Source organism: Myxococcus dinghuensis (genome assembly GCF_024198235.1).
GTDB lineage: Bacteria > Myxococcota > Myxococcia > Myxococcales > Myxococcaceae > Myxococcus > Myxococcus dinghuensis.
In genome coordinates, this window is record NZ_JAKCFB010000010.1 from 56,173 (window position 1) to 81,998 (window position 25,826).

A 25,826-nucleotide genomic window follows, 5' to 3' on the forward strand; every position below is an offset into this window, starting at 1 on the left:
CGCGGACGCCTCAGGGCTGGGTGGGCGTCCCCAGCGCGAGCGGCGCCTCCGTCGAGGGGGACGTCACGTTGTCCTGGGGCGTGCGGTCGATGAGCTTGTTGAGCGGATCGATCCCCACCTGGGCGGGCTTCGTCGGCACCGTGAAGGTGACCTTGGACTCGCCCTTGGGGATGCGGCGCTTCTCCAGGAACACGGCCTCGCCCTGCTCGTCGAGCGCCCCGACGTCCATCCAGTCGTCGAACTCCAGCTCCGTCTGGTTGCCCTTGTCGTCGCTGCGGTACTTCTTGGCGAGGACCTCGAGCGTGACCTCCCAGGCGCCCTTGCCGTCGTCCCGCACGGTCGCCGACACGGCGCGGTTGTCGTAGAGGGTGATGGTCTCGAAGAGGTCCTCGAGCAGGTACTGGTACTCCGGAGGCGTCTCCTCCCGCAGGAAGCCGAGCAGCTCCGCGGAGCCGGTGTACGGCGGCCCCTGGAAGCGCACCTTCTCCACGTAGCGCTTCAGCGCGTGGTTGACGCGGTCCTCGCCGATGAAGTCCTGGAGCGCGTACATCGCGAGGCTGCCCTTGTTGTAGTGGATGTACGGCTGGTTCTCCACGCGCGACAGGGGGACCTCCTTCTTGCGCTCCATCGCGCGGCCCATGAGGTAGCGGTCCAGCTCGAAGCGCAGGAAGCGCTTCATCTTCGTCGCCCCATAGGTGTGCTTCAGCACCATCAACGCGGAGTACTGCGCCATCGTCTCCGACGTCATGGTGCCGCCCTGGGCCCGCGCGCCGACGACCTGGTGGGCCCACCACTGGTGGGCGATCTCGTGCGCGGTGACGTAGTAGGGGTAGTCCACGTCGTCGGGCTTGTCGTCACGCACGCGCGCGATGAAGCCCAGGGCCTCCGAGTACGGGATGGTGTTGGGGAACGCCTGCGCGAACGTCGCGTAGCGGGGGAACTCCAGGATGCGCGCCTGGCGGTGCTGGTAGGGACCGAAGTTCTCCGAGCAGTACGTCAGCGCGTCCTTCATGCCCCGCATCATCCGGTCCAGCGCGAACGTGTGCGTGGGGTGGTGGTAGATCTCCAGCCGGACGTCGTTCCACTGGTCGCGCTTCACCTCGTAGCGGGCGGACAGCACGGAGAAGAACTTGAGGATGGGCTGGTCCATCTTGTAGCGGAAGAAGCGCCGCCCGTTCTCCGTCCACTCCTTCTCCAGGTAGCCCGGCGCCACGGCGATCTGATCCGCCGACGTGCTCACGGTGGCCTGGAACGAGACGAAGTCCGCGTCCGTGGCGATGTAGTTCTTCTCCCGGGCCTTCGGGTCGTCGCGGTCCGGCAGGCGCTCCTTGGGCGCGAGGCCGTACTCCTTGCGGTCGCCGTCGTTCTCCAACTCCGCGTCTTCCTGGTAGCCGAGCGTGGGCAGGTTCCCGTGGTTGAAGAACGTGCCGTTGCCCGCGATGTCCGTGCGGGTCCCTCCGTGCCTCAGGTCGTCCGGGGTGAACTCCAGGTCGAACACGAGGTCCGTGTCCGCGCCGGGCGCCAGGGGCGTGGGCAGCTCGAAGATGAACAGCCCCAGGGGCGCGTCACGTCGGGCCGGGGTGTCCACGCCCGCGAGGGTGAGCTTGCGCACGCGCGCGTCGGTCGGCAGCTCCATCAACACCTGGGAGATGGGTTGCGCCGTCTTGTTGCGCAGGCGGTAGGTGCCCAGCGCCTCCAGGCGCCGCTCCTCCGGATGGATGTGGATGGTCACGTCCACGTCCGTCACGCGCGGATGTGGCAGCGCGGCGAACGACTTGTAGTCCTTCTCGTACCGCGCCAGTCCGCGCTCGGTGTCCTTGGTGGTGACGTACGGGTGGAGGATGCGCTTGTGGTACGTGAGGAACGCGCCGGTCCCCACGAAGCCGGCCAGCGCCACGGCCATGCACAGCGTCCACGCCGGGGAGCGCCGAGCCCGCGCCTCGACGAGCCGCTCCCTCCACCGTGTGCCGCGTCCCCGGATGGTGAGCAGGGAGCCGACGCCCACGAGGAGGACGGCGGCGCAGTACCAGTACAGCCGGTGCCAGGCGATGGCGGAGAGGAAGTGGCCGTACCCGTTCATGTCCGAGTAGGGCGCGGCGGGCTCCCCGCCGTAGCGCACCAGCAGATCCTCCACGCCGAACAGTCGCAGCGCGGCCTGCGCGGCGAAGTAGAGGACCATGACGAGGTAGGCCAGGTACTTCTGGTGGATGAGCACCTGCGCGAAGAAGGCGAGCACGCACAGGAGCACGTCGTGCGTGAAGTCGAGCAGCAGGAGCTTGGAGGCGTACAGCCCCCACTCGATGTCGAAGTAGCCCTGGCCCACCTGGGTGACCAGCACCGCGAGCGCCACCACCGCCTTGAGCGACAGCACCACGAGCAGCAGCGCCAGCAGCTTCGCGCCGTAGCCCACCCAGGTGGGGGCGCGGGTGGCGTCCACGATGTCGCCCAGGCCCGCGTCGCGCTCCTTCCAGACCAGCTCCCCCGCGTAGAAGGTGGTGATGATGAGCACGAACGGCGTGAACATGCTCGTCGCGACCTCCAGCACCTGCCACGTCACCGGCCAGGTGGCCGTGCCGAAGATCTGCTTGGACAGCATGACGCCCATGGGGATGAAGGCGAGCCCCGCGACGACGAAGGACCAGTACACCGGCGAGCGGAGCACGTCCCGGAAGGCGAGCCACGCGCCGTTCAGCGCCGTGCGGACCCAGCTCCCGAAGGTGGGGACGCGCGCGGTGGTGGGGATGACGACGGCCGTAGCCTCGGGGGACTCGTCCCGTCGGGCCTTGCCGCCCCGGTGCTCTTCCACCGTGGTGCGGAAGCGCGCCACCGTCAGGCCCAGCAGCGCCGCGCCCACGGCGCTCCACAACAGGCGGTTGGCCAGGAGCAGACCGGAGAAGGGGACCAGGTCCCGGTTCCGCTCGGCGGGGGTCCAGTAGCGGGTGGCGTTGTCGAAGGTGAGGAAGCCGAACGGGTCCAGCAACGCGCCGAGCTGCTGGTTGGCCACGTCATCCATGGCGGAGCTGAGCACGAGGTAGCCCAGCACCATCACCACCACGCCCACGTAGACGGGGGCCATCCGGCGGGTGAGGGCCGCCAGCGAGAAGAAGACCGCGCCCGCCAGGAACACCGTGGGCCAGACGCCCACCAGGTACGGCCAGAGGTACGCGAGCGTCTGGTGCGGCGCGAGCTGGGTCTTGTCCACCAGCCAGACGACGACGGCGCCCACGAGCAGGCCGGGGACGATGGACAGCATCAGCACCGCGCTGAAGGCGAAGGCTCCGAGGAAGCGGCCCAGCAGGTACGGGGCCTTCTTCACGTTCTTGGTGAAGATGAGCATCCACGTGCCGTGGCCGAAGTCCTGGTGCGCGGCCTGTCCGAAGATGGCCGCCACCATGAGCAGGCCGAAGAGGGCGAGCGTGGTGATGTAGTTGTAGAGCGAGTAGGGGCTGTTGGCGAGGATGCGCTCGGAGCCGGAGCTCGCGGACATGCTCTTGAAGACGCCGCCGGAGGCCATCATCAGGATGAGGCCCGCGCCGGCCAGCACCAGGGCGTAGACCCAGGTCGAGATCATCTTGACCCGGCGCCGCAGCTCGAACGTGACGAGTGCGCTGAACATGGTGTCCTCGCTCAGGCCTGACGGGACGCGCGCGCCAGGGCGTGGAAGTACACGTCCTCCAGGTCCGCGGTGGCGGGCTCGAACCCTGCTGGCGCGCTCTCCGCGTAGACGTGGACCAACCGCTGCCCCGCGACGCGCCGGACGGCGATGACCTCCAACTGCCTGGCGAGCGCGTCCAGTTCGTCCTGGGCCCCCACGAAGCGCTTCCAGACGCGCCCTTGGAGCTCCTCCACCAGGCGCAACGGGTGGCCGCTCGCCACGACCCGCCCCTGGGCGAGGACGGCCATGTTCTGGCAGAGGTCCGCCACGTCCGAGACGATGTGCGTGGACAGCAGCACCACCACGTCGGTGGAGATCTCCGCCAGCAGGTTGTGGAAGCGGAAGCGCTCGGCCGGGTCGAGTCCGGCGGTGGGCTCGTCGACGATGAGCAACCTGGGGTCGCCCAGCAGCGCCTGGGCGATGCCGAAGCGCTGCTTCATGCCGCCGGAGAAGCCCCCCAGCCGGCGGTCGCGGTGCTCCCACAGGTTCGTCTTGGTGAGCAGCGCCTTCACCGCGTCATGCCGCGTCCGCCGCACGGACAGCCCCTTGAGCTGGGCGAGGTGGTCCAGCATGTCCCACGCGGTGACCTTGGGGTACACCCCGAAGTCCTGGGGCAGGAAGCCGAGCACGTCGCGCAGCCGGGACTTGTCCCTCCGCACGTCGATGCCGTCGAACGTCATCGCGCCCGCATCGACGTCCTGGAGCGTCGCGATGCTGCGCATCAGCGTGGACTTGCCTGCCCCGTTGGGGCCCAGCAGGCCGAACATGCCACGAGGAATCGTGAGGGAGACGTCGTTCAGCGCCCGCGTGCCGTTGGGGTATGTCTTGGACACGCCTTCGAGTCGGAGCTCCATGTCGGACATGCAACCTAGCCCATCCGCTACCATGGGCTCCATGTCCTGGCTTCGCGGGTGCCTCGCCTCCGTCCTCGGTTTCTGGTTGTGCGCCTGTGGCGAGGGAGAGCCGGTGATGCTCGAGGCGGTCGCGGCGGACTGCGTCAGCGCTTCGCCGCAGCGGCTCGGCAGGCTCCCGTCCGGAGGCATGGTGCTCAACGCCTACTTCCTCCAGGAAGAGGCCGCGCGCGACGTGCGCCAGGGGCGCGCGGTGTCCCCCGTGGTGGAGGAGGTGTTCGCCAAGGCCTCCGCGATGGGGGTCGTCGCGCTGCGCACCAACGGCCACAACGAGGCGCCGGAGAAGGTGGGGGACAGCACCCTCCAGGTGGCGCCCCTCCAATACGACGAGGTGTCGCTGCGAGGGCTGGACCGGGTGTTGTCGCGCGCCCGGGCCCATGGCGTCCGCCTGGTGCTCACGCTGGGCAACTACTGGGATGCGTATGGTGGAACACGCCAGTACGTGACGTGGGCCGGCCTGCCGAACCCCGTGCAGGGCGACCCGCGCTTCTTCACCGACCCCACCGTCATCGCGCTGTATCGCGAGCACGTCGCGCGGATGCTGGAGCGGGTGAACACCGAGGACGGCATCCGCTATGGGGACCATCCGGCCGTGCTCGCCTGGGAGCTGCTCAACGAGCCCCGGGGACGTGGCCTGGACCGCGAGGGCGCGCAGCTGCGCGCGTGGGTCGACACCGTGGCGCGCGAGGTGAAGTCCCGCGCCCCGAGTCACCTGGTGGGTACGGGCGAGGAGGGCTTCGAGCCGTCCTCGGAGGGCTACGACGCCGCGTTCTGGTCCCGCGTGGGGACGACGATGTTGCGCACGCCGGGCTCCAGCTTCACGCGCAACACGGCGTCGCCGTACATCGACTTCGCGTCGGTGCATTTCTATCCGGAGTCCTGGGGACTCGACGGGCCGGGCACGGCGGAGGCGGGGGCGCGCTGGATCCGCGAGCACGCGGCCATTGCCCGGAGCCTGGGCAAGCCGCTGTTGGTGGGCGAGCTGGGGCTGCGCAACGCGGGCGACCTGGACCTGTCCCAGCGGCGCGCGCTCTACCGGGGCTGGCTCGAGTGCATGCGGGTGTCGGGGGTGGGCGCGGGCGCGCTGTGGATGTTCGCCAACGACGCGCGCCCCGATGCCTGGGATGCCTTCACCTTCTACTTCCGGGACGGCACCACCCCGGAGGACCCCGTCAACCGATACGCGGACCTCGTCATCGAGGCGGCCGGCGCGGCCCGGCCGTGACGCGCGCCGAGGCCCGTCCGGAGCACCCCGCTCCGACCGGGCCGGGGTGGGCGGGCGCTAGACGGAGATGAGGCCCTTGCGGATTCCCTCGGTGACGGCCTCGACGCGGTTGGTCACCTCGAGCTTCCGGTAGATGTGCTCGAGGTGGGTGCGGATGGTGGCCTTGCTGAGGCTGAGCAGGCGCGCGGCCTCGCTGTTGGAGACGCCCTTGGCGATGAGCTGGAGGATCTCCCGCTCGCGGTCCGACAGGGGCTTGAGCGGGGGCTCCTCGGAGGCGGCGGGGGCGGCGGGCTCGGCCTCCGGAGGGGGGGACGCGGCGGAGGCACCCTCCAACGGCTCGGTGGGCACGGGCGCGGTGTCCGGCTCCACGCGGAAGTGGCGCAGCAGGCGGCGGGCGAGGTTGGGCTGGATGACGGTGCCGCCCGCGCGGACCTCCTTGATGGCCTCGATGATCTTGTCGACCGGCGAGCCCTTGAGCATGTAGCCGGAGGCGCCCGCCTTCACGGCCTCCAGCACTTTGTCCTCCTCGTCGAAGATGGTGAAGATGAGGATCTCCATCTTCGGGTAGCGCGCCTTCACCTCGCGCGTGACGTCGATGCCGCTCATGCGCGGCAGGCCCAGGTCGAGCAGGAGCACGTCGGGCTGGAGCCGGGGGACGTCCTCGAGCGCGGCCTCGCCCGACAGCGCGGTGCCGACGATGTCGATGTCCGGGTGGCCCTCGAAGAGGCGGAGCTGGTTCTTGAGGATCTTCGTCTGGTCCTCCACCACGAAGACGCGGATGGGCGTCTGGGGGGAAGTGGTGGGAGGCTGAGGCGCGTCCACGGGGGCTCCGGTCATGACTGGGGGCAGGGAAGGGAGAAGGCCACCTGGGCGCCATTGCCCGGTGACGCGTCGACGATGAGCTGGCCGCCGAGCTTCATGGCGCGCTCGCGCATGTTCAACAGGCCGTAGTGTCCGCGCGGTGTGCGCTGCGGGTCGAAGCCCTTGCCGTCGTCGCGGACGATGAGGTGCACGCGGTCATCGGTGTAGTCGAGCCGGACGTGCACGCTCCTGGCCTCCGCGTGCTTCACCGCGTTGGAGAGGCACTCCTGGAGGATGCGGAAGAGGGCGAGCTGCGCGTCCGGGGACAGCTTGCGCTGGCTGCCGGTGCGCTCGAAGTGGACGGGCAGGCCGGTGCGGTCGTTGAACGTCTTGGCGTAGTCCTCCAGGCCCTGCGACAGCTCGAAGTCCTCGCGCATCATCCGCAGCGAGCGGCGCAGCTCCTCGATGGACTCCTCCGCCGTGGCCTTCAGCTCGCGGATCTCCGAGCGCAGGCCGTCCTCGCGCGCCAGGTTCAGGATGAACTCGGCCTGGATGATCATCGACGAGAGCGACGCGCCCAGGCCGTCGTGGATCTCCCGCGCCAGCCGGTTGCGCTCCTCCACCACGGCCAGCTCCTTGAGGTCTCCCTGGAGCGCGACGACCTCGCGGTGCGCGGCGGCCTCGCGCTCGTTCAGGTACACGAGCACGTAGACGATGATGAAGTTGAGCGCCAGGTACCAGAGCAGCGTGAGCAGCTCCACCGCCGTCACCGAGCGGTTGAGCAGCAGGTCCAGCCGCGTGGTGATGGGCAGCGCGAGCAGCGGCGGGAGGATGGCCAGCGGCTTGGGGTAGAGGATGGAGAAGAGCGTGGTGAACAGCAGCTGCGTGGCGAGCAGCGGGCTCTGGAGGCCGCCGCCCACCTGGGGTTTGGCGATGAGCACGACCAGGATGACCAGGTCCATGCACAGCGTGGTGTACGTCACCCAGCGGCCGGCCTTCGGGTGGTCGATGACGAGCAGGTTCGCGACGCTGTAGAGCAGCATCGTGAAGTAGCCGAGGAACGAGAAGGCGCCCGTCAGGCCGAAGTATCCGCTCCACGTGGGCACCGCGAGGATGAGCAGGCCCAGGGTGAGGAACATCATGCGCGCGTAGAACAGCGCGCGGGCGCGGGCCACGAACCGGTCCTGTTCCCAGGAGGCGGCGGCCTGCTCGGCGGAGACGGTGTCCGTCAACTTGCGGCGCGTGAGGACCTCGCGCACGCGGGCGCGGAGGTCGCTGCTGGCCGGGGTCTCCTCGCCCAGGGCGAGATTCGAATCCATTGGGGCGCAGCTTACGGGAGCAACCGGGGGGCCGGGAATCCCGAGGTGGGCCTTCCTCCCCTCCAGCCAGGCAGGGGAGGCCTCCGGGCCCGCGCGTCAGCGGGGACGCGGCGGCGTCATGCAGACCTTGCGGGCCTCGGGGTGCTGCTCGAAGACGTAGGTCAGCCGGTCCTTGGACTCACCGGTGCGCTCGTCGAACAGGGGCGTGCCGCCTGCGTACATGCTGCCCTCGGGGTGTCCGTAGGCGTCCAACTGGTGCTTCTTCAGCCAGCGGTCCACGCAGCCCTGGAGGGTCGCGTCGTCCACGCCCGCGTCCTTGTCCTTGCGCGGGCGCGTGTCGGTGGCGCCGTCCTGGCCGCTCCCGGTCTTCGCCACGTCATCCGGGGTGACCTTGCCCGAGCCCGGGGGCGTGGCCGAGGCGTCCGGGGCGGGCGCGGGTGACTCCGTCGGGGAGGGGGCCGTCTTCGTGGCGTCCGTCTGGGGGTCGGCGCCGAGCGTCGATGCGTCCGCGGGGCCGGAGGACTCCCCGGTGTTCTTGTGACAACCCACCCCGAGCAGCAGGGTGGTGGAAAAGACGAGCACGCCGGTCAGGTTTCTCATATGTCCTGGCAGGTGGGGTCCGCCGCGAAGCGGGACGGTGGGAGGGCGTCTGCGCCCGACTGTTGCCTGGTGCGACGCCGGGGGCCGCACGTTATTCGCATCCGCCCCCGCGGAGCAGCAATCCGATGCACGGCCACGACGAAGAACACCACCATCCCCGGATTCCCCAGGCTTCCCGCATCGAGCGCGCCCGCGTGCTCGTCGTGGGGGCAGGGGGGCTCGGTTGTCCCGCGTCGCTGGCGCTCGCGCAGGCGGGTGTCGGCCACCTGACGCTGGCGGACCCGGACCGGGTGGACGTGACGAACCTCCCCCGCCAGCTCTGGCACCGGCCCGGGGACGTGGGGCGCAACAAGGCGGAGTCCGCGGCGGCGGGGCTCGCGCGCGCCTTCCCCGCGCTGACGACGGACGTGGTGCCCGAGCGCGTGGACGCGGACAACGTCGAGGGCCTGTTCCGCGCGCACGACGTCGTCATCGACGCGACGGACGGCGTGGCGACGAAGTTCTTCCTGTCGGACGTCGCGGTGCTCACGGGCGTCCCGCTCGTCTACGGCGGGGTGCTGCGGATGCAGGGCCAGGCCATGCGGGTGGAGCCGGGCGGGCCCTGTCTGCGGTGTCTCTACGAGGCGCCTCCGCCGCCGGACGCGGTGCCCACGTGCGCGCAGGCCGGGGTGCTCGGCTCGCTCGCGGGGCTGGTGGGCGCGGTGCAGGCGCTGCTGTCGCTGGAGCTCCTGGCGGGGGTCGCCCGGCGCGTGCCCGGCGAGGCGTCGCTGCACGTGCTCGACGCGTCGTCGCTCACGGGCCGGCTCACGCGCGTGCGGCGGGCGGAGGACTGCGCCGGCTGCCTCGTCACGCAGGTGCCGCCGTTCCCCGAGGACGCGGGAGAGGGAGGGGCCTGTGCGCGCTGAGGACGTCGGCGAGGGCGTGGGGGCGACGCTGGACATCACCCGCGAGGTCTGTCCGATGACCTACGTGCGCACCAAGCTGAAGCTGGAGGCGCTCGAGGCCGGGGCCCTGCTGGAGGTCATCCTCCGGGGCGCGGAGCCGCTGAAGAACGTGCCACGCAACGCGAGCGAGGAGGGGCACGTCGTCGTGTCGCTCGACGCCCGCCCGGACGGGACGCACCGGCTGGTGCTTCGCAAGCAGGGACGCTGAGCCATGGCGACCATCCGCATCCCCACGACGATGCGCGCGCTGACGCGCAACCAGGCGGAGGTGGAGGCCTCCGGCGCGACCGTGCGCGAGGTGCTCCGGGACCTCGACGCGCGCTACCCCGGCCTGGGGACCCGGTTGCTGGACGAGCGCGGCGCGGTGAGGCGGTACGTGAACGTCTTCCTCAACGACGAGGACATCCGCGGCCTCGCGGAGCTGGACACGCCGGTGCGCGACGCGGATCGGCTCACCCTGATCCCCGCGATGGCGGGAGGCTGACGCTCCATGGCCCTGCGAGAAGATCAGATCCTCCGCTATTCGCGGCAGATCCTCCTGAAGGACGTGGGGGGCCGCGGGCAGGAGGCGCTGCTGGCGGGGGGCGCGCGCGTGGACGCGACGGGGGCGGCGGGGATGACCGCGGCCGCGTACCTCGCCGGCGGCGGTACACCCGTGTCGGCGGTGGGCGCGTTGACGCTGGGCCCGTGGGCCCCTGGCTTCCTGGTGGCGGCCCGGGACATCGGGCAGCCGGTGACGACGACCCTGGCCCGCGAGGTGCCGGCCCTGAACCCGGACGCCGCCGGCACCGGGCGAGGCGAGGGGCTGATCGCGGAGCTGCCCACGGCGTGGAGCGGCGAGGCGCCGTGGGTGGCCCTGTGCGGCGATGGCTTCCGCGCGGGCGTCGTCTACCGGGGGCCCCAGGGATGCCTCTGGTGCTTCGGCGAGACGGTGCGCCACCTGGACTCGCCGCCGGACGGGGCGCTCGGCGTGGCGGTGGGCGCGCTGGGGGCGCTCGTGTTCCAGCGGCTGCGGCTGGGGGTGGGACCCTCGCTGGGAGGCTGCTGGCTGAGGGCGCCCGGAGTGCTGGAGGACATGGCCCTGCGGCGATGTGCCCGGTGCGCCGCGAAGGCGGCGCCGGACGCGCCGTGACGCCCTGGCCGGACGGGCGCTGGCCCCAGGCCGTGCGCGAGGCCATCGTCCGGCACCTGGAGGCGTGCTACCCGGAGGAGGGGTGCGGGGTCGTCCTCCAGTCGAACCCGTCCGGGGACTGGCGCGTGTGCCCGCTGCGCAACGCGTCCCCGTGCCCGGCCGTGGCCTACGCCTTCTCACCCGGGGAGTGGCTCGCCCTCTGCATCCAGGCGGAGGCGCGGGGAGAACGGGTCGTGTCCGTCTTCCACTCCCATGTAGATGCGCCTGCGACTTTCTCCGGCGTGGACCGTGACTTAGCTGCGCCAGACGGGCAGCCGTTGCTGCCCGATGTTTCCTACCTCATCGCATCCGTACACCGGGGCTGTGTGACCTGGGTGTCCGAGTACGTGTGGCGGGATGGAGATTTTCAGGCGCAACGGGTCTGAAAAGACCATTTCAAGAACGAAAAAGCCGAGTGACGGCAGGCACTTGACTGCCTGTTCCCCCCACCTGCGGAAAGGTGTGTGTGAATTGTCAAGTGCGTGGGTTTTCGTCTATAACCACGGCCATCTTCGGATCTGCGGCGTCCCAACGCGACGTGCAAGAAGCGCTCCGGGCGCAGGGAGTTGAAAACCCTTATGGCCTCCAACACTGGATTCACCCTCTGGCTGACCGGCATGTCCGGTACCGGGAAGAGCACCACCGCCGCCTACATCGCGGCGAGGCTCCGGCAGGTCGGCCGCAATGTGGAGATCCTCGACGAGGGCGACCTCGCGGATGAGCTCTGGGCGGGGCTGGGTGACTCGAAGGAGGAGCGCAATACCATCGCGGGGCGTCTGGGGTACGTGGCCAACGTGCTGACCCGCAACGGCGTGGCGGCGCTGGTGCCGTGCGTGAGCCCGTACAAGGCGAAGCGCGAGGAGAACCGCCGCAGCATCGGCCGGTACGTCGAGGTCTACGTCGACTGCCCCACCGAGAAGCTCATCGAGCGCGACAGCTCGGGCCGCTACAAGAAGGCGCTCAACGGGGAGATCCCCAACTTCATCGGCATCACGGAGCCGTACGAGCCGCCCACCTCGCCCGAGGTGACGATCCACTCCGACGTGGAGTCGGTGGAGGACGGCGCGGCGAAGATCTTCCAGTCGCTGCTCGACCTCGGCTACATGTCGACGGAGGAGCTGAAGATCATCACCGGCAAGAAGATGAAGGCCAACCCGCTCCCGGAGAAGGGTGAGAAGCCGGAGAAGGGCGAGCCCAAGGCGCGGCGCGCGGAGGCGGCGCCCAAGGCGGCCGGTGGCGCGAAGGCGGCGGCCAAGACGGACAAGGGCGCCAAGGCGCGTCCGGCGACCCGGGCGGCCCGCGTGGCGAAGCCGGCGACGGCGGCCAAGAAGCCCGCGAAGCGCAAGGTCCGCTGAGGCGGGTGGTGGGCCCTTCCGGGGTCCATGATTACACTGCTGGAGAGGGCTCCAGGTTGCCGCGCGATGCGCGTGCAATCCGGGGCCCTTCCGTTTTAGGAGTGCCCCATGTTGAGCCCCGAGCGAATCCAGGCCCTGTGTGAGTCGTCCCGTCCGAAGCTGGAGGCCATGCGCGCGGCGCTGCGGGCCCATGGCAGCGCGCTGGTCGCGTTCTCCGGCGGCGTGGACTCGACGTTCGTCTTGAAGGTGGCGGTGGAGGAGCTGGGCGAGCGGGCGCTGGCGCTCACGGCGCTGTCGGCGTCCGTGGCGCCGGAGGAGGCCGAGGAGGCGCGGGCGCTGGCGGCGCGGCTGGGCGCCCGGCACGTGGTGGTGAGCAGCAACGAGCTGGCGAACCCGCAGTACGCGGCCAACCCCACCAACCGCTGCTACTTCTGCAAGACGGAGCTTTACGACCTGTGCGAGGCCCGGCGCCAGGAGCTGGGGATGGCGGTGGTGCTGGACGGCTTCAACGCGGACGACTTCAAGGATCACCGCCCGGGACACAAGGCCGCGCGGGAGCACGCGGTGGTGTCGCCCCTGGCGGCCGCGGGGCTGACGAAGGACGAGATCCGCGCGTGGAGCCAGTCGCTGGGGCTGCCCACGTGGGACAAGCCGCAGATGGCGTGCCTGGCGTCGCGGATTCCGTACGGCACGTCGGTGACGCGGGATCGGCTGCTGCAGATCGCCGCGGCGGAGTCGGAGCTGCGCAAGGCGGGCTTCCGGCAGTTCCGCGTGCGCTACCACGGCGAGGTGGCCCGGCTGGAGGTCGCGGCGGAGGAGTACGAGCGCTTCCTCCAGGCGGACGTGCGCCAGCGGATCAACACCGCGTTCCTGGCGCTGGGGTTCAAGTTCGTGGCGCTGGATCTGGAACCCTTCCGGTCCGGCCGCATGAACGAGGCCGCGGGCGTCACGAAGCCCGCGACCCAGGGCGCCACGGGCTTCGCGCTGCCGGTCGTGAGCTGATCCGCGGCCACGTCATGGAGCCGGCGCCGCGACCCGAGATGGCCCGCGAACCTTCGATGGCGTCGACGTGGGGTAGGGGAGCGACGTTCGGGCTCCCGCTCCTGGCGCTCCTCGCGTCCGCGCCAGCCCGGGCCGCCGAGTACGTGGACACTCCCTACCAGGAGCGGCGGGCCTTCTCGCTGATCCTCGGGCCCGGCGCCTCCTATACGGAGCTGATCAACCGCTCCGACGACGAGGTGATCCAGGGACTCGACGCCATCCTGGACGTGGGGGCCAGCCTCACGGTGGGCTACTCCGGCAACGAGGTCTTCGTGATGATCCGCGGCAGCGCCCGGGAGCCGGACCTCTCCCTGGTGGGGGGCTTCCGGAGCGTCTACGGCCAGGAGGACTGGCAGACCTTCTTCGACCTCGGCGCCGTCGTGCGGCCGTTTTCTGGGCCGTGGCTGGGGCCTCGCGTAGGTTTGGGTCTGCGGCACACCTTCTCGGAACGACTCGCGGTGTACGGGGGGCTCGGGTTCACGCTCGGGTTCGGATCCGGACTGCGCGGCGACGCCGAGGCCTTCACCGGGGTGCAGTGGATCTTCCCGGTCGGCGGATCACGGTAGAAATCTTGTGATCCATCAAGCCTGTGAGATGGTGTGCGCATCTGTAGGAGGTCGCGCACTTGGACATGAATCCCCGCCTCACCTCGGTGGTCTTCCGGCTCAACCGCGAGAAGCTCGACGCCCTGAAGGAGCTGTCGCGCTCCACGCGCATCCGCCAGAGCGAGTACCTTCGGGAAGCCATCTCGGATCTGCTGGCGAAGTACGAAGAGCGGCTCGTCGACTGACGGCCGTCCGGGCCCGACCGCCCGTCACCCGAAGTGGAAGGGTGGCTCGAGCGGAAGCCCCGGGGGGTGGAGGCGCTCCCCGGCGGTGAAAGGGTCCAGCTCCGGAGGGTAGCGGACCTCCCAGAGCACCAGGCCGTGCGCGGGCGCCTTGAAGCCCTCCATGGCCGTCCCCGTCTCCAGCGCCGCGCGCCAGTGCTCCTCCGGGAGCCGCCCCGTGGCCACCTTGAGCGCGCTGCCCACGAGGTAGCGCACCTGGTAGCGCGCGAAGCCATCCCCACTCAGCCGCACTTCGTAGAGGTCGTCGCCCAGCGCGTGCAGGGCGGCGGACGCGAGCGTGCGCGGCTTCTGGGGGCTGGACTTCTCGTGGAAGGCGATGAAGTCCCGCGTCCCCGTCGCCTGCGAGAGCAGCGACACGAGCCGCTCCGGCCGCACGCCCGTCGACTCGAGGCCCGGCTCGCGGGCCACGTCCAGCGCGTAGGGCGCCAGGTCACCTGGGACGGGGCCGTCGCCGAGCCACAGCCGGTACCGGTACTCCTTGCCGTTCGCGCTCCACTGGGCATGGAAGGAGCGCGGCGCCCGCACCCGACACAGCCCCAGGCCCGGCGGCAGCCGCGCGGGGAGTCGCGCCTCCAGGGACTCCGGCGAGTCTCCCGCCTCCAGTCGGACGCTCACCACCTGCATCCGCGCGTGGACGCCCCGGTCGGTCCGCCCCGCGGGCATCACCGTGGCCGGCACACCCTCCGCCCGCAGGGCCTCCTCGAGGGCCTGCTGCACCGTGGGCCCTTCCACCTGGCGCTGGAAGCCGCGGAAGTTTCCGCCGCGGTACCAGATCCACAGTGCGACAGGAATCCGTTTGTTGGAGGTGGGTGGGAGCACGTCGTTGCGAGAGCGCGGGGTTACACGGGATACTCGCGCGCGAAATGGCGGCTGGACAAGAACTCGCGGCGGACGTGGAGGGGCACTGGCTCTTCCGTCATGGTGACCTGGTCCTCGGACCGGTGAGTGGGCGGCAGATCGTCGAGAAGCTCCAGAGTGGGGAGCTGACGCCGGATGCGCTCGTCGCGCTCGCGGGGGAGCGGGACTTCCACAAGATGCGTGACGTGGAGCCCTTCAAGGTCCACGTGGCGCTCGAGGAGGCCCGGGCCCGCGTGGACGCGGCGGTGCTCGTCGAGCAGGAGAAGAACCGCAAGCGGATGGCGCTCCTCGCCGGCGTGGCGGCGGGCCTCGTGCTGGTGCTCGGCACGGGCGGCTTCGTCCTCGCGCGCAACGCCGCGGTGCACGGCTGGTTCGGCGAGGAGGACTTCGAGGGCATCGAGATGGAGGCCCCCGTCATCCGCCTGGCCCAGGCGCGTCAGGACGACGAGGAGCTCTTCGAGTACCCCACCAACGGCACCGCGCGCCCGGCCGGCAAGCCCGCGGGTGAGACGGCGCCGAAGCCCGGCACCAAGCCGACGGCGGTCGCCACCCGCGCCGAGGACCGCAAGCCGCCGCGTCCCTCGGGCTCCGTGGCCACCGACCCGGACGGCCTGGAGATGGGGCAGCAGTTCGACCAGTCCGCCATCAACAAGGTGGTGGCCGGCAACAAGTCGACGTTGTTCCGCTGCTTCAAGGAGGAGGCCGAGCGCAGTCCCGGGCTCGCCGCGAAGATTCCGCTGGAGTTCGTCATCGGCAACGATGGCCGGGTGAGCAAGCTCTGGGTGGACAACCCCCAGTTCAAGAAGGGTCCACTCTACGACTGTCTCTTGTCGGAGCTGCAGAAGTGGCCGTTCCGCGCCTACGAAGGCGAGCGGGCGACGGTGGGACTGGCCTTCAACATCGGCAAGCGAGGGTAGGGTCAGTTTCTTGCCCACCTCCCGGCCATGCCTCATACCGGGGCCATGTCCGCCGCATCCGTTGCCGAGACCGAAATCGCGAAGAAGGCGATGAGTGTCCCCCCGGGGACCTTCCGCCACACCGTGCTGCTGGCCGCCAAGCGCTTCAAGTCCACCTGGGCCGAGCTGGGCAAGTTGCTCGTCAGCGTGCGGGACGAGGCCAAGTTCGAGGAGTGGGGCTACCCCACCTTCGAGGCGTACTGCCTCAAGGAACTGCACATCAAGAAGCAGACCGCCCTCAAGCTCACGCGCTCCTTCAGCTTCCTCGCCAAGCACGAGGACGAGGAGGAGCTCAAGGCGCAGGAGTTCCCGGAGAAGGCCCCGGCCTTCGAGGTCATCGAGGTCCTGGCCGACGCGGAGGAGCGGGGGCAGTTGTCGCCCACTGAATACAAATCCCTACGTGACAGCATCTGGAGCCCGGAGAAGTCTCCGACGGAGCTGAAGAAGGAGTTCACGGAGCGCTTCCCCAAGCCGCCGCCGGAGCCTCCCTCCGACAGCCTCCAGGTGCGCAAGCTGGCGTCCATGGCCCGGAAGCTCGCGAGCGAGCTGGCGGGGTGTCGGAAGATACCGAACGCCGTCGCCGAGCGGGCAGCCGCCCTGGCGGATGATGTCGAAGAGCTCGCCTCGGGCGTGACTGACGCCTGACTCGCTGTTACTGAACGCTGACCCGTTGTGGAGGCTGTACGCTCCGTAACGGGCCCGCACCGCCGGGCTTCCTGCCCGAGGAGGAGGGCCCTATAGTGGTTGTGGGCCCCATGTAGGTGGGCCTGACGGCTGTTCGAGACGTGGGCAGGCCGTTTGGGTAGGGGAGCGGTGGACGGCGAAGTGGCTCCGGGGGTACCGGGGTCGGCGAACTCGGAGGCGGCAGTGAAGAAGGAGCACCACGTCAACCTGTCCTGCTCGTTCTGCGGCAAATCGCAGCGCGAGGTCCGCAAGCTGATTGCGGGTCCCACGGTCTACATCTGCGATGAGTGCATCAAGCTGTGCAATGACATCATCGCGGACGAGAACGAGCGCGAGGAGGGCAAGCCCCAGGTCAGCCTGCCGACGCCGGCGGAGATCAAGGCGTTCCTCGACGACTACGTCATCGGGCAGGACCAGGCGAAGAAGGTCCTCTCTGTAGCGGTCTACAACCACTACAAGCGAATCTATCAGAAGAAGCCGACCAGCCGTCCTCGGCCCGGGGTGAAGAGCCCCACGGGCGAGGAGGTGGAGCTGAGCAAGAGCAACATCCTGCTCATCGGTCCGACGGGCAGCGGCAAGACGCTGCTGGCGCAGTCGCTGGCGCGCTTCCTCAACGTGCCGTTCACCATCGCGGACGCCACCAGCCTCACCGAGGCCGGCTACGTGGGTGAGGACGTCGAGAACATCATCCAGAACCTGCTCCACAACGCGGATTACGACGTGGAGAAGGCGGCGCGCGGCATCGTCTACATCGACGAGATCGACAAGATCGCGCGCAAGGGCGACATGCCCAGCGCCACGCGCGACGTGGGCGGCGAGGGCGTGCAGCAGGCCCTGCTGAAGATCATCGAGGGCACCCGGGCCAACGTCACTCCGCGCGGTGGCAAGAAGTACAACCAGCAGGAGTACGTGCAGGTCGACACGACGAACATCCTGTTCATCTGTGGCGGCGCGTTCCACGGCATCGACGGCGTCATCAAGCGCCGCGTGGGCGAGAAGGGCCTGGGCTTCGGCGCGAAGATCACCCACCGCGAGGAGCGCAGCGTGGGCGAGCTGTTGGCGCTGACGGAGCCGGAGGACCTGATGAAGTTCGGGATGATTCCCGAGTTCATCGGCCGCCTGCCGATGATCGCCACGCTCAACGACCTGAAGGAAGAGGACCTGGTCATCATCCTCTCCCAGCCGAAGAACGCCCTGGTGAAGCAGTACCAGAAGCTCTTCGAGATGGAGAAGGTGAAGCTGACCTTCACCAAGGAGGCGCTGCGCGCCATCGCCCGCGAGGCGATGCGCCGTCACTCCGGCGCGCGTGGCCTGCGCGCCATCCTCGAGGACGCGATGCTGGAGATCATGTACGACGTGCCGTTCCGCGAGGGCGTCAAGGAGTGCAAGATCACCGAGAACGTCATCACCCGGCACGAGGCACCCCAGCTCGTCATGGAGAAGGAGAAGAAGACGGCCTAGCGGCGCGTCGCTTCACCTCGGGGTCCGGGCTGGCTCCGGACCCGCTCGCGGGCCCCTCCTTCCCTGGTGGAACGAGGGGCCTTCGCATGTCCGGCGTCCACCGCCGACAGGGGCGCGTCAGGCCACGGCGCCCACGCGGGCGCCTCGGGGGGCGGGGAGGGTGATGACGAACTCGGTAGACTCGCCGAGCGTGCTCTCCACGCGAATCTCGCCCTGGTGCTCCTGGACGATGTCGTGGCAGAGCGACAGGCCCAGTCCCGTGCCGGAGCCCGCGGGCTTGGTGGTGAAGAACGGGTCGAAGAGCCTGTCGCGAATCGCCTCCGGGATGCCCGGACCGTTGTCCCGCACGCGCAGCTCCACGCGGTCGCCCACGCGGCGCGTGGAGACCTGGATGCGGGGGACGTAGTCGGGGCCCAGCCCTCGCTGCTTCTGCACCGTGGCGTAGAAGGCGTTGTCGAGGATGTTGATGAGCAGGCGGCTGATGTCGCCCGCCACCACCTCCACCGTCCCCACGCCCGGGTCCAGCTCCGACTCCGTCTGCACCGTGGAGGCCCCCGCCCGGGCCCGCAGGCCCTGGACGGCCAGGTTGACGCTGTCGCGAATCAGCACGTTCAGGTCCGCGCGGCTGCGCGAGCCCTCCGAGCGCCGCGAGTGGCGCAACATCGTCTTGATGATGTCCGACGCGCGACGCCCATGGGACTGGATGCGCTGGGAGTTCTGCTTCAGGTCCTCCAGCACCTCCAACACCTCCTCCTCCGTCCGCGTCTCCAGTCTGCCGGACACGCCCCGCAGCGACGTCTCCAACTCGCCGGCCAGCCGCACGGAGAGCTCCGAGAAGTTGTTCACGAAGTTGAGCGGGTTCTGCAACTCGTGGGCGATGCCCGCGGTGAGCGCGCCCAGTGACGCCAGCTTCTCCTGCGCCACCAACTGGCGCTGCATCTCCTGGATGCGCGTCAGCGTGTCCGCGAGCTCCACGTTCTTGGTCTGCAGCTCGATGGTGCGCTCCTCCACCCGCCGCTCCAGCGTGTGGCTGTACTCCTCCAGGCTGGCGTACAGCCCCGCGTTCTCCAGGGAGATGGCGGCCTGGAAGGACAACAGTCGGAGGACCTCCAGCCGCTCGGGGGTGAACGCGCCGCGAGTCGCGTCGTTCTCCAGGTACAGCACGCCCGTCAGCGAGCCCTGCTTCAACAGCGGACTGCACAGCACGGACTTCGGCCGCGCCGAGCGCACGTACGGGTCCTCCGAGAAGGGCTCCTCCGCCGTGGCGTCGTCCAGGAGCACCGTCTCTCCCGTGCGCACCACGTAATGGATGATGGAGACGGGCAGCGCCGTGGAGGACTCCACCGGCACGGCCTGCTCCACCAGCACGTGGGCGCCATCGACGGAGCCCTCGGCCTCGATGAAGAGGCCCTCGTGCTTCTTCAGGATGAGGTAGCCGCGCCGCGCCCCCGCGTTCTCGATGAGCAGCGTCATCAGCTTGCGCAGGAGCTTGTCGAGGACGATTTCGCCCGACAGGGCGCGGGCCGTCTTGAGCACCGACTCCAGGTCGAGCGCGGCCAACGGCGTTCCGCTCGTCTCCTCGACGCGCAGGGGCTCGGGCCGAGAGGTCAGCAGGCGCGGATGCTCGCGCTCCAGGCGCGTCGCCACGGCCTTCGCGCCCCAGCGCAGGTACGCGGCCCGGGCTTCCTCCAGATAGGCCCTGGCCACGCGCTCGCGCCCATGGCCCAGATGGAAGCGGGCGGCCTGCTCACACGCCACGCCCTCGTCGAGCGACAGCCCATGCTCCCGCGCGAGCCGGATGGCCCGGTCATACCCGTCCGCGGCCTCGACGTCCCGGCCGTCCAGGCGCGCCCGCTCCGCGTCCAGCAGCTCCGCGCGGGCGCCATAGTTCATGGGCGCGGTGTGGGCCCAGCCGCGCATCTGCTTGCGGATCGAATCGATGGCGCGGGAGGCGCGCAGTCGCTCCAGCGGCCCGCGTCGCGGGTGGAGGGCGATGAGGGCCAGGCCCTGGAAGAACTTGTACCAGGGCAGGTAGATCTGCCCGGTGATGAGCTCGACGCGGGCGTCCACCTCGGCCGCGCTCGCCGCGGCGCCTCGGGCATCCCCCCACAGCCAGCAGCGCATGGTGCGCATCACCTCGCAGGTGGCGATGCCGTTCGCGTAGCCCTGCTGGTGATAGAGGGCGAGCAGCTCCCGCTCCCGCGTGGCCGGATCTCCCACCGCCGCGCCGGTCAGCGCGTCCAGGGTGTGGCGGGTGTACTGGAGGAACGGGACGTTGGGGTGCCGGTGCGCGGCGAGCGCGTCGAGGTGGCGGTCGATGCGCGGCCCCTGGTCCGACAGCCCGTCCTTCGCGACGAGCGACACCGCGCAGCCCGCGCTCGCGCTGAAGGCGAAGTATTCGATGTCTCCCGTCTCCTGTCCCTTGCGCGCGCCCATGAAGAAGTCGTCCACGCAGGGGGACAACGGCTCCTTCCAGTGGCGGATGAACAGGTTGAAGAGGAAGTTCACCATGGCCCGCAGGCTCTCCGCCTGGAACCGGTCCACCGTCTTCAGCGCCAGCCGCCCGTAGCGGAAGCCCTCCTCGGGATTTCCCAGGTGGACGCTCAGCATCAGCCCGTAGCCCACGTAGCCGAAGGCCGCCGTGCCCGTCGCGCCGTGACGGATGGACAGTTGGAGGGTGCGCAGCACGACGAGCGGGAAGAGCAGGGGACGGGCCATGAACGCGGCCGCGGCCAGCTTCATCATCAGCCGCAGCGTGGCCAGCAGCAGCGGGTCCGTCAGCTCCGGGAGGGACTCCAGGTCCTCCGGCTTGCGCATGCCGAGCAGCACCTTCGTCTTCGCCACGGCGGCCAGGACGTGCGGCTGGATGGGCCGCGCCGGGAAGCTCTGGCCCAGCGTGTCCAGCACATGGAGGCCCAGGTCCACCGCGCGCTCGTGTTCGCCCCGGTGTGAATGGCACTGGAGGCGGACCAGGTGGACGCGCACCTGCTCCAGCCGGTCCACCGCGTGCGCGAGGGCCGTGGTCGCCAGCCGCTCCATCTGCTCGAAGTCCGCGGCGAGGTAGGCCGCCTCGGCCGCCTCGACGTGCAGGTCGAAGGACAACACGCGGTCCCGGTTCCACCCCTCGTCGCCCAGGAGCTGTCGCCCCGTGAGCAGCAACCGCAGCGCCGCGGCCCACGCGCCGCGCGACTTGGCGCCCCGGCCCGCGCGCAGGTCGAGCTCCGCCACGCGGTGCCGCTCCTCCGCGTCCCGCAGCACGGGCAGGGCCAGGTGGAAGTGGCTCACGATGTCCGCGAGCTGCTCGTCCAGGAGCGCGGGCGGCGTGTGGCGCAGGAGCAGCCGGCCGATGCGCGCGTGCAGCTCCACCCGCGCCTCGGCGCTCAGCAACTCGAGCGCGGCCTGTTGGACGCGGTCGTGCGCGAACTGGAACGTGTCCGCCGGCTCCCCATCCCCGGGCGGGCCGCCCACGGGCGCCACGAGGCCCGCCTGGAGCACCTCGTCCAGGTCGAGCTCCGTCTGGCGGTTGGGTTGCTCGAGGACGAGGGCGAGGCCCCGCAGCGAGAAGGTGTGGCCGAGCGCCGCGGCCACGGGGAGCAGGGCCTGCGCGCCCGGGCTCAGCTCGCGGATGCGCGCCGTGAGCAGCGCCACCACGCCGTCGCTGAAGTCCTGGCCCCGGAGCGCGCCGCCGTCCCAGCGGAAGCCGCCTCCTTCCGCGTCGAAGCGCACGAGGCCGCGCTCGTAGAAGGCGCGCAGCAACTGCACCGCGAAGAACGGGTTGCCCTCCGTGAGGGAGAGCACCGTCGCGCCAAGCTGCGTGTCCGGTTGTCCGGCGGCGGGAGGGAACACGTCCGCGACCAGCCGGTTCAGGACCTCGGGCGGCAGGGGCGACAGGTCGACGCGTTGCAGGGGGGCACCCGCCTCGCGCAGCGCCTGCGTCAGCACCTCCACCGGGTGCTCCGGCCCCAACTCCTCCGCGCGGCAGGCGGCGACGACGAGGACGTTCTGGAGCCCCTTGTCCGTCAGCAGCGAGCGCAGCCACTGGAGGCTGGCGCCGTCGGCCCACTGGAGGTCGTCGAGCACCATGACGAGCGGATGCTCGGGCGTGGCGAGCGAGCCGACCAGCTTGCGCAGCACCAGTTGGAACCGCAGCTCCGACTCCGCGGGGCCCAGCTCGGGCACGGGGGGCTGCTCACCCAGCACCAGGCCCAGGCGCGGCACCGCGTCCACCACCAGCCGCCCCATCCCCGCGAGGCCTTCCAACAACTGCTGGCGCCACTGCTCCAGGTCCTCCTCGCCGAGCAGGCTGCGGGCCACCTCGCGGAACGCCTCGAAGATGCCGCTGTAGGGCGTGTCGCGCAGGAGCTGGTCGTACTTGCCACGCACGAACAGGCCATGCCGGCGGGCGACGGGGCGCTTGAGCGAGCCGGTGAGGGCGGACTTGCCCAGGCCCGCGGCGCCGGTGACGAGCACGAAGCCCGCGCGCCCGGTGGCCGCCCGCTCGAACGCCTCGCGCAGCGCGAGCTGTTCCGTGTCGCGCCCGTAGAGCTTGTCCGGGAGCGTGAAGCGCTCGGGGACGTCCTTCGTGCCCAGCTCGAACGGGGGCAGGGTGCCCGTCGCGTCGAGGGTGTCGAGGCAGCGCTGGAGGTCCGCGACGAGGCCGTAGGCGCTCTGGTAGCGGTCCTCGGGGGACTTGGCGAGCAGCTTGAGGACGAGGTCCGACAGCGGTGCTGGCAGCGCCGGTTCGAGCGAGCGGGGCGACGGCGGGGGAACGGCCACGTGCGCGTGGATGAGCCCCAGGGCGTCGGCGTCCGCGAAGGGGCGCCGCCCCGTGAACATCTCGAAGAGCATCACCCCGAGCGAGTAGAAGTCGCTGCGGGAGTCCACGCTGCGGTGCGTGCGACCCGTGCCCTCCGGTGACAGGTATTCGAGCGCGCCCTCCAGCCGCTCCGGTGCGACGGGGGCGACCTCGGCGCGGGCCCGGCGCGTGGCCAGCGTGAGGCCCGTCAGCTTCACGGAGGCGCCCTCCGCGCCGAGCAGGACGCTGGCCGGCTGGAGGTTGCGGTGGAGGATGCCCGAGGCGTGCAACTGCCCCAGGGCCCGCGCCAGCGACACGGCGATGCGGCACGCGGCGCGGACGTCCAGCCGCCCCTGGCCCAGTCGCGTGGCGAGGGTGGCCTCGCCATAGCCCTCCAGCACGAGCACCTGCACGCCCTGGCGTGGCTCCTCGAGGGCGAGCGGACGCAGGACGCCGTCGAGCTGGAGCGCGTGGGTGAGCTCGAACTCGTGTCGCAGTTGCTGAGCCAGCGGTGGGCGGGAGGTGTCCGCGACCTTGAGGGTCACGGAGGCGCCATCCTGGATGCGCGTGGCGCGCAGGAGCGGGAAGGGGCCGGAGGAGGAAAGGGCGCTGTCGCTTCGGTACCCAGGAACTTCAATCATTGCTGAACCCGTGCGCGCAGGGGCGCGGCACCCCCCTTTAGGCGGTGGAGGCTAGCCGTGGCACCGAGGGCTCGCAACACCACCGGGACTACCTGTCAGTGGGGGCGCCTGCTCGGTGATGCTGGAGCCGCCGCCCAGGGTGTGCGATGCAACCCCTCCGGTGATGAGACCTCTGCCCAGGGTAGCTCCCGACACACCCCGAGACGCCAGCCGAGTGCTCGTCATCGGCAGTGGTTTCGGTGGGCTGGCGGCGGCGGTGCGGCTGGCCGCCCGCGGGTGGCGCGTCACGGTATTGGAGCGCAGGCCCGGCCCCGGGGGACGCGCGAGCGTCTTCGAGCAGGACGGCTTCACCTTCGACGCCGGGCCCACCATCATCACCTGCCCGCAACTGTTCGAGGAGCTGTGGGCGCTGGCGGGTCAGCGGATGGCGGACCACGTGGTGCTCCGCCCGGTGTCACCGCTGTACCGGATGTGCTTCCCGGACGGCGTCACGTTCGACTACCACAGCGACCGCGCCGCCATGCTCGAGTCGGTGCGCCGCCTGTCTCCTCGGGACGAGGCCGGGTACCTGGCGCTGAGCGCCCGGGTCGAGCGCATGTATGAAGCGGGCATCGGCCCGCTCATGAGTACGCCGGTGCCGCATGTCCTGAGCCTCGTGCCGTTCACCCGCACGCTGGTTCGAGAGGAGGCGTACCGGTCGATGTACGGGCTGGTGTCGCGGCACGTCCGTGACGAGCGGCTGCGGCAGGCGCTCAGCTTCCATCCGCTGCTCATCGGCGGGAGCCCGTTCGCGCCGGCCAGCGCGGTGTACACGTCCATCCAGTTCGTCGAGCGCCGCTGGGGAGGCTTCTTCCCGGCGGGTGGGACGGGGGCGCTCGTCCGGGGCCTGGTGGCACTGCTGGAGTCCCTGGGCGGCGAGGTCCGCTACGGGTGCGAGGTGGCGGAGATCACCGTCGAGGGGCGACGCGCCACGGGAGTGAGGTTGCGCGGGGGCGCGTGGCTGCCGGCGGACGCGGTGGTGTCGAACGCGGACGCGGCGTGGACGTACCAGCAACTGGTGCCTGGACACGCCAGGCGGCATTGGACGGACGCGCGCATCCAGCGGGCGCGGTACTCGATGAGCGTGTTCCTCTGGTACTTCGGGACGCGGCGCCAGTATCCCGACGTGGCCCACCACACGCTCCTGTTCGGGCGCGACTTCCGGGGCATGTTCGAGCACCTGTCCTCGGGGGGAGGCGTGCCCGGCGAGGAGCCGCTGCTGTACCTCCACCGTCCCACGGCGACGGACGCGGGACTGGCGCCTCCGGGGCACGATGCGTTCTACGTGCTCGCGCCCGTGCCGCACCTGGGCGACAGCTCGGACTGGCGCGTGCGCGCGGAGACGTTCCGACGGAAGCTCGAGACGCGGCTGTCGCGCACGCTGCTGCCAGGACTGGAGTCGCAGGTGGTGACGTCGCGGGTGTTCACGCCCGAGGACTTCCGGGACGAGCTGCGCGCGTTTCGGGGCGCCGCGTTCAGCTTCGCGCCGACGCTGATGCAGACCACGTTCCTGCGGGCCCAGGCGGAGAGCGAGGACGTGGAGCGGCTCTTCATGGTGGGCGCGGGCACGCATCCAGGCGCGGGGCTGCCGGCCGTGCTGTGTTCCGCTAAAATCGTCGACCAGGTGATGGCGGAGCGGCTGGCCCCGCATGAACGGCTTCCGGTGGTGGCACGCGCGGCGGAATGACGACGACCGGCGACACGTGGGACACCTGTCACATCCTCCTGAAGCGGGCCCTGTTGGCCGCGCACCCGGAGGAGCGTCCCCCGGGCCCCTATGGGCTGGGGGGCCCACCGCCGGTCTGCGCTCAAGAGCAGTTGGTCGAACTGGGGTTGTGGTGCTTCGCGCTCCTGGAGCCCTCCGTCACCGGACTCGTGGACCAGGCCTTGGCGAGGCGCATCGCCGACGACGTGCGGACGTTTCTGTGGAAGCACCAGCGCCTGCCTCTCGCGGATGCACGTGCTCGGGGCCTCGGGCGGACGCTGAACAGGCCCACGGATTGGTTCCACTATCGACTGTTCTTCGACTCGCGGCCCATTCCCGACGAGGCCACGCCGATGGCGGTGGTCCGGCTCGTCGCGGGGGCCGCCGCGGCGATGGGGCGTGGCACGGACCTGACGCCGCACCTCGAGGAGGCGGTGTCGCGAGTCATCACCTTCCTGCGGGAGGCGCCCCCAGGCAGCGCCATGCGCGTGCGGGAGTTCCTCTCCGCGCTCGATGCCACCCTCGTCCGACTGGAGTGCCGCGCGGCCATCGCGGCGCGACTTCCCGCGGGTGTCCCGGTTCCGGAGGTGGCCGAGGTGCTCTGGCGACAGGCGGGAAGTCAGCGGCGAGCCCAGCACTTCATCGCGCGCCTGGAGGATGGCGCATGGGGCCTGGTGACGAAGATCGGCCACCGGTGGACGTGGGTTCGCGGCGCCCGCGACGAGGTCCTCGCCTCCGTCCCGGACGAATACTTCGAGGCGGCGACACGAGCGGCGATGGCCCGTGTCACCGCAGACGACTGAGGGGCTTCCGCGCCG

The 25,826-nt window shown here is 70.5% G+C and carries 22 protein-coding genes; 15 read left to right on the forward strand and 7 right to left on the reverse strand.

Annotated elements, in window-relative coordinates:
- Positions 1-10 precede the first annotated feature (10 nt).
- The gene (locus tag LZ198_RS15995) at positions 11-3,616 is read right to left on the reverse strand and encodes a M1 family aminopeptidase (RefSeq protein WP_253972833.1); all 3,606 of its coding nucleotides are present in this window, start codon (positions 3,614-3,616) and stop codon (positions 11-13) included.
- A gap of 11 nt (positions 3,617-3,627) precedes the next feature.
- Complete coding sequence (locus LZ198_RS16000) at positions 3,628-4,509, reverse strand: ABC transporter ATP-binding protein (protein WP_253972834.1); 882 nt, start codon at positions 4,507-4,509, stop codon at positions 3,628-3,630.
- 40 nt (positions 4,510-4,549) lie between these two features.
- Between LZ198_RS16000 and LZ198_RS16005 the strand changes: the two genes are divergently transcribed.
- Complete coding sequence (locus LZ198_RS16005) at positions 4,550-5,791, forward strand: glycoside hydrolase 5 family protein (protein ID WP_253972835.1); 1,242 nt, start codon at positions 4,550-4,552, stop codon at positions 5,789-5,791.
- Positions 5,792-5,848: 57 nt separating this feature from the next.
- Here LZ198_RS16005 and LZ198_RS16010 read toward each other — a convergent pair whose 3' ends face one another.
- The 3 genes from LZ198_RS16010 to LZ198_RS16020 form a co-directional block, all read right to left on the reverse strand.
- A complete protein-coding gene (locus LZ198_RS16010; RefSeq protein ID WP_253972836.1) occupies positions 5,849-6,628 on the reverse strand; it encodes a response regulator in 780 nt (259 codons plus the stop codon).
- Positions 6,625-7,911: a sensor histidine kinase gene (locus LZ198_RS16015; RefSeq protein WP_253972837.1), complete on the reverse strand. Its 1,287-nt coding sequence runs from the start codon at positions 7,909-7,911 to the stop codon at positions 6,625-6,627. Before LZ198_RS16015 ends, LZ198_RS16010 begins: the two co-directional genes overlap by 4 nt.
- 96 nt (positions 7,912-8,007) lie before the next feature.
- Positions 8,008-8,511 carry a hypothetical protein gene (locus LZ198_RS16020; RefSeq protein ID WP_253972838.1) on the reverse strand — a complete coding sequence of 168 codons (504 nt, stop codon included), beginning with the start codon at positions 8,509-8,511 and terminating at the stop codon, positions 8,008-8,010.
- 125 nt (positions 8,512-8,636) lie between these two features.
- Between LZ198_RS16020 and LZ198_RS16025 the strand changes: the two genes are divergently transcribed.
- The 9 genes from LZ198_RS16025 (at position 8,637) to LZ198_RS16065 (ending at position 13,812) form a co-directional block, all read left to right on the forward strand.
- Positions 8,637-9,416, forward strand: coding sequence for a HesA/MoeB/ThiF family protein (locus LZ198_RS16025; protein ID WP_253972839.1), 780 nt, complete (start codon positions 8,637-8,639; stop codon positions 9,414-9,416).
- Complete coding sequence (locus LZ198_RS16030; protein ID WP_253972840.1) at positions 9,406-9,663, forward strand: sulfurtransferase TusA family protein; 258 nt, start codon at positions 9,406-9,408, stop codon at positions 9,661-9,663. Before LZ198_RS16025 ends, LZ198_RS16030 begins: the two co-directional genes overlap by 11 nt.
- Positions 9,664-9,666: 3 nt before the next feature.
- Complete coding sequence (locus LZ198_RS16035; RefSeq protein WP_253972841.1) at positions 9,667-9,939, forward strand: MoaD/ThiS family protein; 273 nt, start codon at positions 9,667-9,669, stop codon at positions 9,937-9,939.
- 6 nt (positions 9,940-9,945) lie between these two features.
- Complete coding sequence (locus tag LZ198_RS16040) at positions 9,946-10,587, forward strand: ThiF family adenylyltransferase (RefSeq protein WP_253972842.1); 642 nt, start codon at positions 9,946-9,948, stop codon at positions 10,585-10,587.
- The gene (locus LZ198_RS16045) at positions 10,584-11,012 is read left to right on the forward strand and encodes a Mov34/MPN/PAD-1 family protein (RefSeq protein WP_253972843.1); all 429 of its coding nucleotides are present in this window, start codon (positions 10,584-10,586) and stop codon (positions 11,010-11,012) included. The genes LZ198_RS16040 and LZ198_RS16045 overlap by 4 nt, the downstream gene beginning before the upstream one ends.
- 192 nt (positions 11,013-11,204) lie before the next feature.
- A complete protein-coding gene (cysC, locus tag LZ198_RS16050) occupies positions 11,205-11,981 on the forward strand; it encodes an adenylyl-sulfate kinase (RefSeq protein WP_253972844.1) in 777 nt (258 codons plus the stop codon).
- A gap of 108 nt (positions 11,982-12,089) precedes the next feature.
- Positions 12,090-12,983 (forward strand): ATP-dependent sacrificial sulfur transferase LarE, encoded by an 894-nt coding sequence (gene larE / locus LZ198_RS16055; RefSeq protein WP_253972845.1) that lies wholly within the window; start codon positions 12,090-12,092, stop codon positions 12,981-12,983.
- 56 nt (positions 12,984-13,039) lie between these two features.
- Positions 13,040-13,588: a hypothetical protein gene (locus tag LZ198_RS16060; RefSeq protein WP_253972846.1), complete on the forward strand. Its 549-nt coding sequence runs from the start codon at positions 13,040-13,042 to the stop codon at positions 13,586-13,588.
- Between the two features lie 59 nt (positions 13,589-13,647).
- Positions 13,648-13,812, forward strand: coding sequence for a ribbon-helix-helix domain-containing protein (locus LZ198_RS16065; protein WP_015349436.1), 165 nt, complete (start codon positions 13,648-13,650; stop codon positions 13,810-13,812).
- A gap of 24 nt (positions 13,813-13,836) precedes the next feature.
- Here LZ198_RS16065 and LZ198_RS16070 read toward each other — a convergent pair whose 3' ends face one another.
- On the reverse strand, positions 13,837-14,586 hold the full coding sequence (locus LZ198_RS16070) for a tRNA pseudouridine synthase A (RefSeq protein WP_253972847.1): 750 nt from the start codon (positions 14,584-14,586) through the stop codon (positions 13,837-13,839).
- A 146-nt stretch (positions 14,587-14,732) separates the two neighbouring features.
- Between LZ198_RS16070 and LZ198_RS16075 the strand changes: the two genes are divergently transcribed.
- The 3 genes from LZ198_RS16075 (at position 14,733) to clpX (ending at position 17,828) form a co-directional block, all read left to right on the forward strand.
- A complete protein-coding gene (locus LZ198_RS16075; RefSeq protein WP_253972848.1) occupies positions 14,733-15,644 on the forward strand; it encodes an AgmX/PglI C-terminal domain-containing protein in 912 nt (303 codons plus the stop codon).
- Between the two features lie 27 nt (positions 15,645-15,671).
- On the forward strand, positions 15,672-16,328 hold the full coding sequence (locus LZ198_RS16080) for a hypothetical protein (RefSeq protein ID WP_253972849.1): 657 nt from the start codon (positions 15,672-15,674) through the stop codon (positions 16,326-16,328).
- 222 nt (positions 16,329-16,550) lie between these two features.
- On the forward strand, positions 16,551-17,828 hold the full coding sequence (gene clpX, locus LZ198_RS16085; RefSeq protein WP_253972850.1) for an ATP-dependent Clp protease ATP-binding subunit ClpX: 1,278 nt from the start codon (positions 16,551-16,553) through the stop codon (positions 17,826-17,828).
- A 117-nt stretch (positions 17,829-17,945) separates the two neighbouring features.
- Here the strand turns inward: clpX and LZ198_RS16090 are convergent, their stop codons facing one another.
- Positions 17,946-23,264, reverse strand: a complete 5,319-nt coding sequence (locus LZ198_RS16090; protein ID WP_256559615.1) for a trifunctional serine/threonine-protein kinase/ATP-binding protein/sensor histidine kinase — start codon at positions 23,262-23,264, stop codon at positions 17,946-17,948.
- Positions 23,265-23,478: 214 nt separating this feature from the next.
- On the opposite strand from LZ198_RS16090, the gene crtI reads away from it, so the two are divergent.
- Positions 23,479-24,990: a phytoene desaturase family protein gene (crtI, locus tag LZ198_RS16095; RefSeq protein ID WP_323382669.1), complete on the forward strand. Its 1,512-nt coding sequence runs from the start codon at positions 23,479-23,481 to the stop codon at positions 24,988-24,990.
- On the forward strand, positions 24,987-25,811 hold the full coding sequence (locus LZ198_RS16100; RefSeq protein WP_253972853.1) for a hypothetical protein: 825 nt from the start codon (positions 24,987-24,989) through the stop codon (positions 25,809-25,811). Before crtI ends, LZ198_RS16100 begins: the two co-directional genes overlap by 4 nt.
- Positions 25,812-25,826 lie beyond the last annotated feature (15 nt).